Raw genomic sequence first — 16,563 nt, 5'->3', positions numbered from 1 at the left:
GGTTTATCCACACGAAATGTCCCTTAAGCCTGCGCGTGGAGCGAGTAAAGCAGTTCAAGACCTACGGTGAACAGGTCGAATTGCTTCGTCAGCGTGGGATGCGAGTGAATGATCCCCAGCATGCTGAGACGCTGTTGGCGCGATTGAACTACTACCGCTTGTCCGGATACTGGTACCCGATGCGCCGTTTCTCCCAAGACGACGGCACTGCCCGAGATGAATTCGTGGAGGGAGCATCGTTTGACCTGGTGGTAGCCCTCTATGAGTTTGACGAACAATTGCGCCACAGCGTATTCATCGAGCTTGATCGCGTGGAGTTGGCTATTCGAACCAAGCTCGGCCACGAACTGGGTCGCCTTGACCCGCTGATCTATTTGGATCCCCAGCGTTTGAGCGCTCGGGCACGGCAGCGAAACAAAGACGGGCGTAGCGTGCACGAGGTGTGGATGAGAAAGTACCTGTCGTCATTGAAAGCGTCGAAGGAGGACTTCGTCGCCCACCATAAATCCAAATATGGCGGGACTCTACCCATCTGGGCGGCTGTCGAAATCATGGATTGGGGGATGCTGTCGTACTTGTACGGCATGTCGCCCAATATCGTGCGCAAACAGGTTTCCGAGCCCTGCGGCCTAACTGGTCCTCAGCTTGAATCATGGCTGAAATCCTTGAATATTCTGCGTAATTACGCAGCTCATCATGCAAGGATGTTCAACCGTGTTTACGACATCAAACCGAAACTGAACAATGACGTCAGGCTGGCTCCGGTAGCTGAAGGAATGAATCGCTTGTTCGGCCAGCTCTCCCTTATCCAATACTTGCACCGCCAACTGGGCTTGTCTCCGGCCGACCGGCTACCGAAGCTGTTCCACACCTACCCGCACAATCCCATCGTGCCGTTTTCTCGCACAGGAGCACCTGACAACTGGCGCGAGGTGTCTCTCTGGCGCGTCTAATCCTTGTGGTAGTAGTCGCATTCGTACCCGTCGGCGTTGAGTGGCAGTCCTGCTGCCCAGTCGGGTGGGGTCGTCATGCGCTGGCAGTCATCGGCGATGGTGAAGTCGGAGTCCTCGGGTTCGTCGATGACGATTTCGTCGTGGACGTGCATGACAATCTTGTGCCCAGCCTGAGCGACGAATGTCATGCCGTGGACGAGGAGGTCACGAGCGACTGCTTGGACGATGTTCTCGACGAGTTTCCCGCCGTAGGTCTCTAGCCGCCCCCACTTGCGTCCGGTCGTGACATCACTGTAGGTGATGGAGGCGCCGCCCCACCGGTTATCACCCAGCTGGGGCTTCACGCAGGCTAGCCGCCTACCAGAGGGCGGGGTGATAAACAAGATGCCGGACTCGGCAGTGAAGCGAAGGTTGCACAGCCGAACAGCCTGGCGGGTGGTGATGGCGTCGGGGGTCAGGCCCCTCAACGACGATACGGACTTCGGCCCGACCAACCCCAAAAGCGTGGTGATGTACGCAGTGGAGAACTATTAGACAAATACCAAGTGACCTAAAGACGTCATCCTGAGCACTTCCCTCCCCCTCATTGTGGCGGGAGGCGGGAGGCGTCGCCAAGCGTCGGTGCCTCAGTCATCCCCTTGTGCTTGGCTGCGCTCCCTCTACCCCACCCCAAACGCCAACAACCCCCACCGCCTCACATGGTCTCCCATGTGTGTTTGGAGGTGGGGGTTGTTGTGGTACCAGTACAGAAACTCAGGCGTTCAACGGCCTAGGAGGTGCCTAGTTGATGCGGCCGGTTTCCTTGCGGTACTGGCGGTAGTAGCGGCGGCCATACTTGACGGCGGCGATAGCCATGATGGCTACGACGACGCTGGCGATGGCACCCACGATCAGGTTGATCTGGTAATCAGCACCCGCGGTGCCGTCCGGGTAGAGCCAGGTGCCGAGGCCCCAGATCAGGATGCCCAGCGGCGGCAGGATCGAGAGAGTCAGACCCATGCCCACCCAGGTGGAGGTGCGCAGCAAAGAAGAGTGCGGTGCGCCGTAAGAAACGGGGTCATATCCCTCGATGTAGGAGTCCTGAATCTTACCGGAGAACTCCGGGTAGGTCTCGCTGTGGTGATCAGCAACTGCCGGGTTGAGGTCGCTCATGGCTGAAACTTTCTCTCGTTCCTGTTAATCCTGTGAATGACTATAGCTTAGTCGTCCTTGCCGCGGAAAGCAGCACGTGCGCGTTCGCGGGTAACCGCGGAAACCGCGGTCAGCGGCACACCAGCCGGGCAGACGTCGGCACACTCGCCGTAGAGCGAGCAGTGGCCGAAGTTCTGCTCCAGATCGTCCACCATGTTGCGTGCGCGGCGGCCACGCTCTTCCTTGCCCAGCGGCATGAGGGAGAGGTGAACCAGCTTGGCACCGGTAAACAGGTGAGCAGCACCGTTGGGGCAGGATGCCACGCAGGCACCGCAGCCGATGCAGGCAGCGTGATCCAGAGCGTACTCGGAGGTCTCGTGGTTGACGTGCAGGGTGTCAGCATCCGGAGCGGTACCCGCATCCATGGAGACGTAGCCGCCCTGCTCCATGACGTGGTCCAGCTTGGCGCGGTCCACGATCATATCCTTGATAACCGGGTAGGCAGCGGAGCGGAAAGGCTCCAGCTTGATGGTGTCGCCATCCTTGAACTGGAAGAGGCGCTGCTGGCAGGCCGGGGTGTTCTGGCCCGGGCCGTGCGGGCGGCCGTTGACCAGGAGGCCGCAGGTACCACAGATGCCCTCACGGCAGTCAGAAGCGAATGCGAAAGGCTCGGTGCCTTCCTCAATGAGGCGGTCGTTGACGTGGTCGAGCAACTCCAGGATGGACATCTGCTCGGCGGCGTCGTCAACCTGCACGGTCTCGAACTTGCCTTCTTGCGTCGGTCCGGCTTGACGCCAGATCTCAAGTGTCAGTTTCATTACTTGTAGTTCCTTGTCATCAGCGGGATCGAATCAAAGTACAGCGGCTCAGCGTGGCGGATGAACTCGCCCTCAGCAGCGCCCGGCTCCCAAGCGGAAACAAAGCACCAGTTCTCGTCATCACGCTCGGCCTCGCCGTCCTCGGAGAGGTGGTCCTCGCGGAAGTGAGCACCACAGGACTCGTCGCGGTCAAGGGCGTCAATACACATGAGCTCACCCAGGTCGATGTAGTCAGCAACGCGCAGACCGTACTCGAGGACCTGGTTCATGTCGTTGGCCTCACCAGTGATGCGGACGTTAGCCCAGAAGTCCTTGCGCAGCTCGCGAACCTTCTCGATGGCAACCTTGAGGTCCTCGACGTTACGGGATACGCCGCAACCCCAGTAGAGGATGTCACCCAGCTGGCGGTGGTAGTACGCCGGACCGTGCGGGTCCGCACCCTGGATGGACATGAGGCGGTCGATGCGAGCCTGAGCGCGAGCGACAGTCTCGTTGGCCTCAGCAGAATCCTCAGCCAGCTTGGCCTCACCCAGGTGGTGAGCCAGGTAGTTCGGGATGGTGAACGGCAGGGTGAACCAGCCATCAACGGAAGCGGACAGCAGGGAGTTAGCACCCAGGCGGTTCGCACCGTGGTAGGTCCAAGAGCACTCACCGGCGGCGAAGAGACCGTCGATGGTGGTCATCTCGTTGAAGTCCGTCCACAGACCACCCATGGTGAAGTGGCAGGTCGGAGCGATACGCATTGGGGTCTCATAAGCGGATTCACCAATGGCCTCTTCGTACATTTCGATGAGGTTGGAGTAACGCTCGCGGATCTTGTCCTTGCCCAGACGCTCGATGGCGTCGCGGAAATCCAGGTACACAGAGTTGTGCAGCGGTCCAACACCCAGACCCTTGTTGATCTGCTGGGAGATGGCGCGGGACGCCACGTCACGCGGGACGAGGTTACCGAAGGCCGGGTAGCGGCGCTCCAGGAAGTAGTCGCGCTCCTCTTCCGGAATCTCGTTGGCAGGACGGTCATCCTTCTCCTTAATCGGAGACCAGATGCGGCCGTCATTACGCAGCGACTCGGACATGAGGATGGTCTTGGACTGCCACTCGGAGTTCACCGGCAGGCCAGTCGGGTGGAATTGGATGAATGCCGGGGAAGCCAGGTAAGCACCGTTCTCGTACGCACGCATCATGGCGCCGGCGTTAGAGTTCTTAGCCAGCGTGGACATGTGGTAGACGTTGCCGTAACCACCAGTACCGAGGATGACTGCGTGGCCGGTGAAGGCCTTCAGCTCGCCGGTGATGAGGTTACGGGTCACGATGCCGCCGGCGCGCTTCTTGCCACCGTCGGTGTAGGTGATGATGTCCTGCAGGTCGTGGTGAGCGAAGAGCTCCACGTTGCCCAGACCAATCTGGCGGTAGAGCGCAGACGTGGTGGACAGCTGCAGCTGCTGGCCTGTTTGGCCACGGGTGTAGTAGGTGCGGGAGACCTGCACGCCACCGAAGGAACGGGTAGCCAGGGTGCCGCCGTACTCGCGAGCGAACGGAGCGCCGATGGCGTTCATGTGGTCGATGACGCGGATGGACTCATAAGCCAAGCGCCAGCAGTCGGACTCGCGGCAGCGGTAGTCGCCACCCTTGACGGTGTCCTTGGTGTGGCGGTAAGCGGAGTCGTTATCCACCTTCTTGTGGCGGGAAGAGTTAACACCACCCTGCGCAGCAATGGAGTGCGCACGGCGCGGGGAGTCGTGGTAGGTGAAGACCTTTACCTTGTAGCCCAGCTCGCCGAGGGCAGCCGCAGCGGAACCAGCAGCCAGGCCGGTACCGACGACGATGATTTCAAACTTGCGGCGGTTCAGCGGGGAGACCAGCTCCATGTGGTCCTTCTGGTAGCTCCACATGTCCTTCATCGGGACGCCGTGCGGCTCGTGGGACTCCAGAATGCGGCCCGGCTTAACACCCGGGACGACGGACTGCGGGTGCGAGAAGTTCGGGTGCTCGCGCTTGAGTTCAGTGTTCGCGTTCGACACAGGATTCGCGTTAGTCATGGGTTCAAAACTCCTTTAGCTGACCCAGCCCAGGGCGACGGACAACGGCATGACGATGTTTGCCAGGCACACGACGGCCGGGACAACGTACGCCAAGATGACAAATACCTCGCGCCACTTAGCACCGGTAATACCCAGGTCGGAAGCCGCAAGGCGGATGCCGTGGGTCAGGTGCAGGAAGAGGCAGAGCATGGCGACGATGTAAATGATGGTCACCGGCCAGCGGGAGAAGGTAGCGATCATGTTGGCCTTCACGGCACCATGAGCAAAAGCCTCCGGAGCGATCGGCTGAACACCCATCGTCAGATCCAGAATGTGGAAGACGATGAACAGGAGCAGCACGACGCCGGTCACCAGCATGGTCTTCGTCGCGAAGGAATCCATGCCGCCCATCAGGTTGGTGCGCTTGAACTTACCGCGGGATGCCTTGGAGCGAGCGGTCAGCGCGAAGGCACCGTAAATGTGGGCGATCACGCACGCCAGCAAAACGATGCGGATGATCCACAGAAGGTGACCGCTCGGAATCAGCGGATCACCCATGCTGCGCAGGAATGCGCCGTAGGCATCGAGGGCTTCCTGGCCGTCATGAGCCGGCAGGTAAAGCTTCAAGTTTCCGGCCATGTGTCCCACAACGAAGAGTGCGAAGAACAGACCGGTAATTGCCATCGTCAGTTTCAAAGCCCAGGACGGAATTCCTGGCTTAGGACGAATCGTTTCATTAGTAATACGGCCGTGAGCGAGGGCTTCACGGTCAGGATTTTTTACAGACATGACACCTCCATAGTCGTCCTTACCTTACGCAGAACTTCACGCTGACCACTAGTTATCTCTTTGCTTTGCAGGCCCCTTGCCCCTCCTCCAGCCCACCGAAAGATTTGAGATAAGGCAAGGGTTGCCTTAAGTACCCCACCCCTTTTGCCGCTCTACCTTGATCACTTCCCTTTACGCAATATTGACCTTGCGAAAACATTTCACGGATGAGACTTTTGTCACAGGGTGTGGCGCGAGTGACGACCCTACCCCTTTAGGCGTCAAACTTTCGCTTGGTATCCACCCCCTCATTGCCCGCCCAGCGCCTTGCCAACACCCCCACTTCACAGCGGAGTTAAAATACTTCACACATTCCTTGCAAAAATATTGTTATGAGTGAAAGGCACTAGGTAACCTAGCTCACATGAGCAAGACATACGTGGGTTCGCGCCTGCGCCAGCTGCGCCGCGAACGTGATCTCAGCCAAGCCTCCCTCGCCGCTACGCTGGGGCTTTCAGCGAGCTACGTCAACCAGATTGAGCATGACGTGCGCCCACTTACCGTCCCGGTCTTGCTGAAAATCACTGAAGCATTTGGCGTTGATGCCACGTTCTTCTCCCGCGATGATGACTCACGCCTGCTGGCAGAAATCCAGGATGTCGTACAAGACCAGGAAATCTGCCCCTCCCCCGTGGAGCTTCAGGAATTGTCCGAGTTGGTTTATAACCACCCCACCGTTGCCCGCACGCTCGTGGATATCCACCGTCGCTACCGCAACATTCGCGACAAGCTTTCGCTTGCCACCGATACCCGCCGCTCGGATGGCAGCCAGGCGCTATCCATGCCTCACGACGAGGTGCGGGACTTCTTCTATGCCCGGCAGAATTACCTCGATGAATTGGATATTCATGCGGAGGGAATTGCCGCGGAGCTCGGCGTCACCCCCTTCCACATCCGCGATATCGAGCAGGCTCTAAATGACAGGCTCACATCCCAGCACGGCGTGGAGATTCTCACCACCGATCGCATGGATGGCACACTGCACCGCTTTGACAAGAACACCGGCACCCTTCGCCTAGCCAGCCGCCTGAGCGTGGGCCAGCGCGCCTTCCGCATGGCGGCGGAGCTGGGGTTCCTGGAAGCAGGTGAGCTTATTAGCCACCTCGTGGACGAAGAACCCTTCACCTCGGATGCCTCGATCAACTTGGCCAAGCGGGGAATCGCCAACTACTACGCTGCAGCCATCCTTTTGCCCTATAACCTCATCCATAGTGAGGCCGAGCAATCCGGGTATGACGTGGAGTACCTCTGCAATGTTTTCGGCGTGGGCTATGAAACCGTTGCCTCCCGCCTTTCCACGCTGCAGCGACCCAACAAGCGCGGCATCCCCTTTACCTTTGTACGGGTGGACCGCGCCGGCAACATGTCCAAGCGCCAATCAGCCACGGGCGTGCACTTTTCCAACTCCGGCGGCACCTGCCCGCTGTGGAATGTCTACGAGTCCTTCTCACGCCCCAACACCATTTCCCGGCAGCTGGCGCAGATGCCGGATGGGCGCAATTACCTCTGGGTTTCGCGCACGGTGAGCTACCCGCAAGGCCGTTTCGGGGATACCAACAAGCTCTTCTCCATCGGCTTGGGCTGCGAGGCCCGCCACGCCAACCGCACTGTCTACGCCCAGGGCCTGAACCTCGATGCCCTTTCTTCCGCGACCCCGATTGGCGCTGGCTGCCGCACCTGCCCGCGCCAGAACTGTGCGCAGCGAGCTTTCCCCGCCATCAACGAGCAGTTAGTCATTGATGCCCACCGCTCCGCGGTTGCGCCGTACTAACCAGATCTCGCGACACGTGCAGTAGGGACGAGCCAAACGGAACGCTTTTACATCACAAATAACCTTTTATTGCCTTTTATGGGGAGCGATCTCCAGTGTCGGGATGAATTTTTCCGGGGGCAGATCCCCTCCAGGAGTTCTTTTATACATCTTGAACTGGGCATTTAAGCTTCCGTCAGCCCATATACATTGCCCTTAAAAAGTTTTGGCATGATTTTGTCTATCACAATTCATAGATTTTCCAGGGTCGAATTTCTTATAATGGAACATGACCGATATCCCCTATCGAAAGGATCACTATCATGAGCAGCTTTGCTAACGGTTTCCTTGGCCAGATTCAGGGCCTTCTCGTAACCATCGTTAATGCACCGTTCGTTCTGTCCTCCAAGCTCTTCGGCTAAAGGCAGGCGCGCTACGGCGCTAAAACCAACTCTCCCCCTCAAACCCTTTCTGGGTTTGAGGGGGAGAGTTCTTGTTTTGGCTTCTTGCCGTGACCTTAGAGGTTGATCATGTGGCCGCCGATGCCCTCGGCTGCTTCCTTCATGGCCTCAGACAGGGTCGGGTGCGTGTGAACGTTACGTCCGATCTCCTCAGCGGTGAGATCAAAGCGCTGCGCCAGGGTCAGCTCCGGCAGCAGCTCGGAAACGTTGGAGCCCACCATGTGGCCACCAATGAGCTCACCGAACTCGCCGTCAGCGACGAGCTTGACGAAGCCCGCGGTCTCATTCAGACCAGCTGCCTTACCGTTAGCGGAGAACGGGAAGGTAGCAACCTTGATGTCGCGGTCAGCGAACTTCTCACGAGCCTGCTCCTCGGTGTAACCGAAGGAGGCAACCTGCGGGTTGCAGAAGGTAGCGCGCGGCATATTCATGTAGTCACCCAGCAGCTGGGTCTCAGCGCCGGCGATGACCTCAGCGGCCACGACACCCTGTGCCTCAGCCACGTGTGCGAGCTGCAGCTTCGCGGTGACGTCACCGATGGCGTAAATGCCCTCAACGTTGGTGCGCATGTAGTCATCGATAGCGATGGCGCCGCGCTCGGTGAGCTCGACACCGGTGTTCTCCAGGCCGTAGCCCTCGGTGCGCGGGGCGAAGCCGATGGAGACCATGCAACGATCGACGGTCAGCGTATCGGTCTTGGAGCCGTCCTTGGACTCGACCTCAACGGTGACATTGTCGCCGTTGTCCTTGATAGCGGTGGTCTTGTAACCGGTCAGGAGCTTCACGCCAAGCTTCTTGTATTCCTTGGCAATAGCCTTGGATACGTCCTTGTCCTCGTTTGGCAGGACGCGGTCCATAAACTCCACGATGGTCACGTCCACGCCGTAGTTGGCCAGAACGTAAGCAAACTCCATACCGATGGCGCCTGCGCCAACGATCACCATAGAATCCGGGGCATCATCGTTAAGGATCTGCTCCTCGTAGGACACGATATTGCCGCCGATTTCCACGCCCGGAAGGGAACGGACAACGGAGCCGGTGGCGATAATGCAGTTATCAAAGGTAATGGTCTTACCCTTGTCATCGCCCTCGGTAATCTCGATGGTCTTGGCGTCCTTGAAGGAGCCCAAGCCATTGATCTCCGTAATCTTGTTCTTCTTCATCAGGTAGTGCACGCCCTTGACGATTCCCTCCGAGACCTTACGGGAGCGCTTGTGCGCAACACCGAAGTCGAAAGAAACATCGCCGGAAATACCAAAGGCCTTTGCCTCATGGTTGAAGGTGTGTGCAACCTCAGCGTTCTTAAGAAGAGCCTTGGACGGGATGCAGCCCACGTTGAGGCAGACACCGCCCCAGTACTGCTTCTCAATAACGGCAACCTTCTTGCCCAGCTGGGCAGCGCGAATGGCGGACACGTAGCCGCCAGGGCCCGCGCCGAGTACTACAACGTCAAAATGTTCATTAGTCACGCTCTATAGGATACGTAACTTTAGGCTCGCTGTCCCACCACCCCCGAGCATGTACCCACCAGACGTTCATAGCCGTCCCGATGCAGGCCTAACGCGCGGATTGCAAACTGACACAAATAAACCCCCAACCCCCAATGAAGGGGATTAGGGGAAGGAAAGCGGGGCACTACCCCCTGCAGATTTCTTAGAACAGACCCCAGTCCAGGGCAGCCTTCGAGGACGTGGAGGAGCCGAAGTGAGCGATCTGGCCCAGCACCTGGTTGATGGAAACGAGGATGGTGTCAAAAAAGTTCATTCTTCTTCTTTCTGTTGGTATTTGAGCGGCGTGCGCGACTTTACGCGGCACCCCTCCCGCGAGGTCACAGCGATGCAGGCAGCCGCCGGAGGCGGTCTCGGTACCTAGCTCCACTAACGAACGAGACTGTCGTTGCGTTACATAACCCAGGAATAGGCGCGGAAAGATTATGACACGGTTTCAACTTCAATACCACCATTCACTCTAATAACTTGGTATGTTTAATCACGCTACCCTTATCTTCGGGGGTACTGAATTGCCCGTCTATCAGTACTTTTGCCCATTTCAAGGGTGGTTTGTCCGGAGCATCTTTTAAACTTGCCCCTACACTTCCGCTCATCATCAAGAAAGCGAGATTCCATGAAGATTGCGCGCTCTCTCACGACGCTGGCAGCGGCATCAGCCTTAGCCCTCGGCGCCGTTGTATCCCCTATCGCCAGCGCATCCGACATTGACCCGGATGAAATCCGCGGTAACGCTGAAAAATCCCAGATTTCCGATATCGACCTTTACGACGAGCTCGAGGAGTACCTGCCCAAGGATGAGGCCGGCAACCCGTTGCCATCTCGAGAGGAATATGAAGCTGCTCTTAACGACAGAAACACCAATTTCAGCGAGCCCAAGATCAACAAGCTTCCGGAAAAAAAGAAGTGGATGGGCTACGTCTTCAGGTACGGGGAATACCGTCAATTGGTGAAGCCCCTTAAGGCCACCGCACCCGCAATGGACCGCGACGTCCCCCTCGCAGTGCTCACCCCGGACGGCACCTTTGATGCCTCCCGCCCCACCATTTACTTGCTCAACGGTGCCGGCGGCGCCGAGCAAGGAATGGACTGGATTAGTTCCACCTTTGGCAAGGATCTCGATCCGAAGGCAAAGGGTGTGCAGCACCTGCCGTACTTCTACGCCAACCGCAACGTGAACGTCGTCATCCCGCAGGCGGGCGCTTTCTCCTACTACACCGACTGGCTGAGCACCCCGGACCGCGGCTACCTCAAGGGCCCACAGAAGTGGGAGACCTTCCTGACCAAGGAGCTGCCGGGACCGCTGGAGAAGCGCATTAACGGCAACGGCAAGCGCGGCATCGCCGGCATGTCCATGTCCGCAACCTCCTCGCTCGTGCTGGCCCAGCACAACCCGAACTTCTACGATGCCATCGGCTCCTACTCCGGTTGCGCTGCTACCTCGACCCCGCTGCCGAACTTCTACGCGCAGCTCACCGTGAACCGCGGTGGCGGAAGCACCGAGCAGATGTGGGGCGCGAAGGGCGGAGACTACAACCGCTACAACGATGGCCTCATCAACGCCACCAAGAACAACATGGGCAATTCCAAGGTCTATGTTTCCGCCAACTCCGGTTTGGCTGGGGCAACAGACTTGGGCTCGTCCAAGATTGATGCCTCGGGCTCATCCCAGGCCTTCAAGTCTTCCTCCACCCTCGTGGTTGAGGGCGGCGTCATCGAGGCAGCCATGAACGCCTGCACGCATGACCTGAAGGCAAAGATGGAGCGCGAGGGCGTTAAAGACGCAGTCTTCAACCTGCGCAACACCGGTACCCACTCTTGGCCGGGTTGGTATGACGACATCAACTCCTCGTGGCCGACATTCGCCAGCGCCTTCTTTCCCGAGGATCCTTCCGCGCCGGTAGCGGCAACTTATGCAGCAAATGAGGACGCGAGCGCTAACGAAATGGATGCCGAGGCCGATAGTCAGGATGCGAAACTGGATGAGGCAGAGGCAGACACCGAGGCCCCCGCTGATTCCCTGCCAGTAGATACTGAGGCGACCGAGCACTAAGCTCTATTCGCCGTACCAATTATTGAATAAGGAACGTTATGAAGCGTCTTAGCTCTCTCCTCACCGCCGGCGCGCTGTGTGCCGCCGCGCTGGTCAGCCCCGTTGCGGGTGCTGCCACCCTCACCGCGCAGCAGGTTGCGGGTGACACTGCCCTATCCACCATCTCGGACCTGCAGGTCACCCCGGAGGTGGAGAGCCAGAAGTGGTATGACCACTACAAGGATGACGCCCGCGTTCTCAAGCTGCAGGCTACCTCGCCGGCGATGAACGGCCGCGCCATTCCGCTTGCTGTCATCCCGGCCAAGAACCCGGACCGCCCGACGGTCTACCTGCTCAACGGCGCTGGTTCCGCCGAGCAGGATTCCGACTGGTTGTACATGTCGGATGTCGTGGACTTCTACGCTGAGAAGGACGTCAACGTGGTGGTTCCGCAGGCAGGTGCCTTCTCCTACTACACCGACTGGCTGGAGGAGCCCAACGGCAAGTACCTCAAGGGCCCGCAGAAGTGGGAGACCTTCCTGACCAAGGAGCTGCCTGGCCCGCTGGAGGAGCGTCTGAACGCAAGCAACAAGCGTGCTATCGCCGGCATGTCCATGTCCGCGACGTCCTCGCTGCTGCTTGCCCAACACAACCAGGGCTTCTATGACGCGGCTGGCTCCTTCGCTGGCTGTGCTGCGACCGCCTACCCCACCGAGTACGAGTTCCTGCGCCTCACCGTGAACCGCGGTGGCGGTCAGCCGGAGCAGATGTGGGGACCGATGGGATCTCCTTACAACCGCTACAACGATGCCCTGATGAACTCCGAGAAGCTGCGCGGCACCAAGCTGTACATCTCCTCCGCATCGGGCTTCGCGGGCGAGCAGGATACCCCGTCCTACTACATGAATAAGGGCTACAGCCCGCTGACTGCGTACCTGGGTTCGGCGCAGCTGCAGGTGGAAGGCGGCGTCATCGAGGCTGCCGTTAACCACTGCACCCACATGCTCAAGGCAAAGCTGGATAAGCAGAACATTCCAGCAACCTACAACTTCCGCAACGTGGGCACCCACTCCTGGCCGGGCTGGCGCGAGGACCTGGTGAAGTCCTGGCCTACTTTCGAGGAAGCCTTCAACTCCTAAAAGTGAGCGGAGCACGTCGCGGTGCGGCGTGCCTGCTCCCCTGGCTTCGGATAAGCCAACTAGGGCGGTAGGATAACGGCATTATGAAGCTGCTTTCTACCGCCCTTTCGCATATCTCGTCCGCCCGCGGTCACGCCGCGCTTACCCGGGATAGCTACACCGGGGTGGATTTCAACCTCGGCTTCGAAATCACCCACTATGACTTGGACCTGACCTACCGCGTGGAGCCCAACATGCTCCAAGGCGAAGCTGTGCTCCATATTCGCGCGTTGGAGGACTTGGACAAGCTCACCCTCGACCTCGGCGGCGCCATGGTCGCTCGTCGCATCACGGCGAAGCATGCACCGCGCGTGGCCAAGTTCCGCCTATCCGGTGGGAAGCTGCGCTTGAACTTCGCCGACACAATCGTGGAAGGCCAAGAGTTTGAACTGCTGATTCGCTATGGCGGATCACCCCGCCCGCTGCGCACGCCATGGGGTGAGATCGGCTGGGAGGAGACGGATTCCGGCTCTTTGGTAGCTAGCCAGCCCAACGGCGCGCCCAGCTGGTTCCCGTGTGATGACACCCCGTCCGCAAAGGCCACCTACGATATCCGCATTACCGCCGACGATCCTTTCGTGGTCATCTCCAACGGCAAGTTGGTCTCCCGCCGCAGCGCGGGTGGATCCATGACGCGCTGGCACTACCGCGTCAAGCACCCCATGGCCACCTACCTCGCCACGGTCCAAGTTGGCGAATACATCGAGATCCCGCTCGGGGCCAACGTCCGCGCGTGGGCGCCGGCCCACCTCAAGCAGGTGGTGCTCGAAGAGTTTTCCCAGCAACAGGAAATGGTGGATTTCTACTCCGAGCTCTTTGGCCACTACCCCTTCGCCGACTACCAGGTAGTCATCACCGATGATGAGCTGGAAATCCCGCTCGAAGCCCAGGGCCTGTCCATCTTCGGCTCCAACCACGTCAAAGGTGATCATGTCTTCGAGCGGCTCATCGCGCACGAGCTCTCCCACCAGTGGTTCGGCAACTCCGTGGGCCTTATGGAGTGGAAGGATATCTGGCTCAACGAAGGTTTTGCCTGCTACTGCGAGTGGCTGTGGTTCGAGCACGCGCATGGCCGCCCGGCACATGACTCGGCGCGCTCGCACTACCAGGTGCTGGCCCGCAAGAAGCAGGACATTCTGCTCAGTGATCCTGGTACACGCGATATGTTCGATGACCGCGTCTACAAGCGCGGTGCGCTGACCGTCCACGCGCTGCGCCGCCTCGTGGGTGATGAGGCTTTCTTTGCCACGGTGCGGGAGTACCTCACCGCAGCGCAGCACTCGGTGGTGAGCCCGGAGGATCTCATTAGCCGCATGCGGGCAGCAGCATCCAACCCGCAGGACGTCGACGAGCTCTTAGCCCAATGGCTGGATAAGCCGGAGCTGCCGCGCTTCCCGCTGTAGACAGTGGCCCCTTTAAACCCCGCAATCGCGTGAGCAATACATGCTCTAAACTGGGAAACCATGCGCAAACTGCTTGTTACCGGCGGCGCCGGCTTTATTGGTGCAAACTTCGTGCGGCTCGTGGCCGAGCAGCGCCCGGAGGTGGAAATCACCGTCCTGGACAAACTCACCTACGCGGGCAATCGCGCCAATCTCGACGGCGTAGACGCCGAGCTCGTGGTGGGGGACGTGGCGGATGAGGGGGTCGTCGACAAGCTCGTGGCCCAGGCCGATACCGTGGTGCACTTCGCGGCGGAATCCCACAATGACAACTCTTTGCGGGATCCTGCACCCTTCCTCCACACCAACATCATGGGCACCTTCGTGCTGTTGGAGGCCTGCCGCCGCCACGATGTGCGCCTCCACCATGTCTCCACCGATGAGGTCTTTGGGGACCTGGAGATTGGCGCGGATACCTACTTCACGGAGTCGACTCCTTATAACCCTTCTTCGCCTTATTCGGCCACGAAGGCCGGCTCCGATCATCTGGTACGCGCGTGGGTACGCAGCTTTGGGCTGCGGGCAACCATTTCGAATTGCTCAAATAGTTACGGCCCCTACCAGCACATTGAGAAGTTCATTCCGCGGCAAATCACCAACCTACTTTTAGGTCAGCCAGCCAAGCTCTATGGCACCGGCGAGCAGGTGCGGGATTGGATTCACGTGGATGATCACAATGAGGCCGTACTCGCCATTCTGGACCGTGGGCGCATCGGTGAGACTTATAACATCGGCGCCGACCAGGAGGATACGAACAACCGCCAGGTCATCGAAATAATTTGTGAGCTCATGGGCGCGACAGATGACGGCCAAGCGCGTTTCGAGCACGTGGCGGACCGCCCGGGCCATGACCAGCGCTATGCCATGGATGCCAGCAAGCTGCGCCGCGAGCTGGGCTGGGCCCCGCGCTACACGGATCTGCGCGAAGGCCTGGCCGCCACCATTGAGTGGTACCGCGCCCACGAGGAGTGGTGGCGCGCGGGCAAGGAAGAAGTCGAAGCCAACTACGCAAAGCAAGGACAATAAATAGCCATGAAGGTGCAGTCAACGGCCATTGAGGGCCTGCTCATTGTGGAGCTCGACGTCCACGGCGATAACCGCGGCTGGTTCAAGGAGAACTGGCAGCGCGAGAAGATGGTGGCGGCCGGGCTACCGGACTTCCAGCCGGTGCAGAACAACGTCTCCTTCAATGCGGAGAAGGGGGTTACGCGCGGGTTGCACGCGGAGCCCTGGAACAAGCTCGTCTCCGTAGCCTCCGGCCGGGCCTTCGGCGCGTGGTGCGATCTGCGTGAGGGCTCATCTACCTTTGGCCAACTGGTAACCCACGAGCTGCGCGAGGACGTGGCCGTCTTCGTGCCGCGGGGCGTGGCTAATGGTTTCCAGGCTCTGGAGGCCTGCGCCTACTCCTACCTGGTCAATGACCATTGGTCCCCGGACGCGGAGTACACCTGCGTCAACCTGGACATGGTGGACTGGCCGCTGGAACCAACGGAGATCTCCGACAAGGACAAGGGGCACCCCGCGCTTGCCGACGTCTCCCCCATGCCCCCTCGCCGCATCCTGGTCACCGGGGCCAACGGGCAACTGGGCCGCGCATTAAAGAAGTTCCTGCCCTCCGCTGGCTTGGGCGCGGTGGAGTTCTGTGGACACGAAGAATTCGATATCACTAACCCGCCTGCCCGCCCGTGGAAGCAATACTCAGCCATCATCAACTGCGCGGCTTATAACGATGTCAACGGTGCGGAGGACGATCGCGCCGCAGCTTGGGCGGTCAACGCTTCCGCCCCGGCGAAGCTCGCGCGCATTGCGGCGGAGAATAACCTGACCTTGGTACACGTATCCAGCGATTATATCTTTGATGGCTCTCACGAGGTCCACTCCGAGGAGGAAGTGCCTTCCCCGCTCTCGGCCTATGGGGCGTCGAAAGCCGCGGGCGATACCGCCGCGCAAACCGCACCGCGCCATTACGTCATCCGCACCTCGTGGGTCTTCGGCGATGGCGCCAACTTCATGGCCACCATGCGCTCGTTGGCGAATAAGGGCGTCAAGCCCTCCGTCATTCATGATCAGCGCGGGCGCCCCACCTTCGCCGAGGACCTGGCCAAGGGCATCATCCACCTGCTCAAGACTGAAGCCGAGTACGGCGTGTACAACATCTCCAACTCGGGCGATGTGGTGGGCCGCGATGAGATTGCCATGGCCGTTTTCACCGGCGTGGGCCAGGATCCCGCCAATGTCGCGCCGGTCAGCACCGAGCAGTACCGCGAGATCGCCGGGCCCGAAGCCCCCCGCCCGAAGGAGTCCACCTTCGACCTGTCCAAGATTGAAGCCACCGGCTTTAAACCCATGAACTGGCGGGCCGCTTTGGCGCTCTACCTGGGGCTTTACCCGGCATAACACTCAACATAACACTTAACTTCCCAGGTGTTATGTTATGTGGG

General features: G+C 59.5%; 13 protein-coding genes. 7 read left to right on the top strand and 6 right to left on the bottom strand.

Annotated features, from left to right (window positions below; genetic code table 11):
• Positions 1 to 5 precede the first annotated feature (5 nt).
• Positions 6 to 953: an Abi family protein gene (locus tag HMPREF2943_RS06120; RefSeq protein WP_246817279.1), complete on the top strand. Its 948-nt coding sequence runs from the start codon at positions 6 to 8 to the stop codon at positions 951 to 953.
• Here the strand turns inward: HMPREF2943_RS06120 and HMPREF2943_RS06115 are convergent.
• From HMPREF2943_RS06115 to HMPREF2943_RS06095, 5 genes are all read right to left on the bottom strand, one after another.
• Positions 950 to 1,447: a DNA polymerase family A protein gene (locus HMPREF2943_RS06115; protein ID WP_246817277.1), complete on the bottom strand. Its 498-nt coding sequence runs from the start codon at positions 1,445 to 1,447 to the stop codon at positions 950 to 952. The genes HMPREF2943_RS06120 and HMPREF2943_RS06115 overlap by 4 nt on opposite strands.
• A 286-nt stretch (positions 1,448 to 1,733) precedes the next feature.
• On the bottom strand, positions 1,734 to 2,105 hold the full coding sequence (locus HMPREF2943_RS06110; protein ID WP_070711090.1) for a hypothetical protein: 372 nt from the start codon (positions 2,103 to 2,105) through the stop codon (positions 1,734 to 1,736).
• A gap of 47 nt (positions 2,106 to 2,152) precedes the next feature.
• Entirely contained in the window at positions 2,153 to 2,902 is a 750-nt protein-coding gene (locus tag HMPREF2943_RS06105; RefSeq protein ID WP_070444027.1) for a succinate dehydrogenase/fumarate reductase iron-sulfur subunit, read from the bottom strand.
• Positions 2,902 to 4,941 (bottom strand): fumarate reductase/succinate dehydrogenase flavoprotein subunit, encoded by a 2,040-nt coding sequence (locus HMPREF2943_RS06100; RefSeq protein WP_070711089.1) that lies wholly within the window; start codon positions 4,939 to 4,941, stop codon positions 2,902 to 2,904. Before HMPREF2943_RS06100 ends, HMPREF2943_RS06105 begins: the two co-directional genes overlap by 1 nt.
• A gap of 15 nt (positions 4,942 to 4,956) precedes the next feature.
• The gene (locus HMPREF2943_RS06095) at positions 4,957 to 5,712 is read right to left on the bottom strand and encodes a succinate dehydrogenase cytochrome b subunit (protein ID WP_070444033.1); all 756 of its coding nucleotides are present in this window, start codon (positions 5,710 to 5,712) and stop codon (positions 4,957 to 4,959) included.
• A 403-nt stretch (positions 5,713 to 6,115) separates the two neighbouring features.
• On the opposite strand from HMPREF2943_RS06095, the gene ramB reads away from it, so the two are divergent.
• Entirely contained in the window at positions 6,116 to 7,522 is a 1,407-nt protein-coding gene (ramB, locus tag HMPREF2943_RS06090) for an acetate metabolism transcriptional regulator RamB (RefSeq protein WP_070711088.1), read from the top strand.
• A 496-nt stretch (positions 7,523 to 8,018) separates the two neighbouring features.
• Here the strand turns inward: ramB and lpdA are convergent, their stop codons facing one another.
• Positions 8,019 to 9,431 (bottom strand): dihydrolipoyl dehydrogenase, encoded by a 1,413-nt coding sequence (gene lpdA, locus HMPREF2943_RS06085; RefSeq protein ID WP_070711087.1) that lies wholly within the window; start codon positions 9,429 to 9,431, stop codon positions 8,019 to 8,021.
• Between the two features lie 655 nt (positions 9,432 to 10,086).
• Between lpdA and HMPREF2943_RS06080 the strand changes: the two genes are divergently transcribed.
• The 5 genes from HMPREF2943_RS06080 to HMPREF2943_RS06060 all read left to right on the top strand — a co-directional run bounded on the left by HMPREF2943_RS06080 (position 10,087) and on the right by HMPREF2943_RS06060 (position 16,519).
• A complete protein-coding gene (locus HMPREF2943_RS06080; RefSeq protein ID WP_070711086.1) occupies positions 10,087 to 11,523 on the top strand; it encodes an alpha/beta hydrolase in 1,437 nt (478 codons plus the stop codon).
• Positions 11,524 to 11,561: 38 nt separating this feature from the next.
• Complete coding sequence (locus HMPREF2943_RS06075; protein WP_070711085.1) at positions 11,562 to 12,641, top strand: alpha/beta hydrolase; 1,080 nt, start codon at positions 11,562 to 11,564, stop codon at positions 12,639 to 12,641.
• A gap of 83 nt (positions 12,642 to 12,724) precedes the next feature.
• A complete protein-coding gene (locus tag HMPREF2943_RS06070) occupies positions 12,725 to 14,083 on the top strand; it encodes a M1 family metallopeptidase (protein WP_070711084.1) in 1,359 nt (452 codons plus the stop codon).
• A 60-nt stretch (positions 14,084 to 14,143) separates the two neighbouring features.
• Entirely contained in the window at positions 14,144 to 15,148 is a 1,005-nt protein-coding gene (gene rfbB / locus HMPREF2943_RS06065) for a dTDP-glucose 4,6-dehydratase (protein WP_070711083.1), read from the top strand.
• A gap of 6 nt (positions 15,149 to 15,154) precedes the next feature.
• Positions 15,155 to 16,519 (top strand): sugar nucleotide-binding protein, encoded by a 1,365-nt coding sequence (locus HMPREF2943_RS06060; RefSeq protein ID WP_070645725.1) that lies wholly within the window; start codon positions 15,155 to 15,157, stop codon positions 16,517 to 16,519.
• Positions 16,520 to 16,563: the final 44 nt, after the last annotated feature.

Origin of the sequence: Corynebacterium sp. HMSC072D12 (assembly GCF_001813925.1) — a bacterium.
GTDB lineage: Bacteria > Actinomycetota > Actinomycetes > Mycobacteriales > Mycobacteriaceae > Corynebacterium > Corynebacterium aurimucosum.
The sequence above is the reverse complement of the archived record's forward strand: the minus strand, read 5'-3'. Positions and strand labels throughout refer to the sequence as shown.

What these genes read in the sequence shown, in the direction of transcription:
- rfbB (WP_070711083.1), top strand. Translation starts at nt 14,144, where the DNA reads ATGCGCAAACTGCTTGTTACCGGCGGCGCCGGCTTTATTGGTGCAAAC.
- HMPREF2943_RS06075 (WP_070711085.1), top strand. Translation starts at nt 11,562, where the DNA reads ATGAAGCGTCTTAGCTCTCTCCTCACCGCCGGCGCGCTGTGTGCCGCC.
- HMPREF2943_RS06105 (WP_070444027.1), bottom strand. Translation starts at nt 2,902, where the DNA reads ATGAAACTGACACTTGAGATCTGGCGTCAAGCCGGACCGACGCAAGAA.
- HMPREF2943_RS06110 (WP_070711090.1), bottom strand. Translation starts at nt 2,105, where the DNA reads ATGAGCGACCTCAACCCGGCAGTTGCTGATCACCACAGCGAGACCTAC.
- HMPREF2943_RS06080 (WP_070711086.1), top strand. Translation starts at nt 10,087, where the DNA reads ATGAAGATTGCGCGCTCTCTCACGACGCTGGCAGCGGCATCAGCCTTA.
- HMPREF2943_RS06070 (WP_070711084.1), top strand. Translation starts at nt 12,725, where the DNA reads ATGAAGCTGCTTTCTACCGCCCTTTCGCATATCTCGTCCGCCCGCGGT.
- ramB (WP_070711088.1), top strand. Translation starts at nt 6,116, where the DNA reads ATGAGCAAGACATACGTGGGTTCGCGCCTGCGCCAGCTGCGCCGCGAA.
- HMPREF2943_RS06095 (WP_070444033.1), bottom strand. Translation starts at nt 5,712, where the DNA reads ATGTCTGTAAAAAATCCTGACCGTGAAGCCCTCGCTCACGGCCGTATT.
- HMPREF2943_RS06100 (WP_070711089.1), bottom strand. Translation starts at nt 4,941, where the DNA reads ATGACTAACGCGAATCCTGTGTCGAACGCGAACACTGAACTCAAGCGC.
- HMPREF2943_RS06060 (WP_070645725.1), top strand. Translation starts at nt 15,155, where the DNA reads ATGAAGGTGCAGTCAACGGCCATTGAGGGCCTGCTCATTGTGGAGCTC.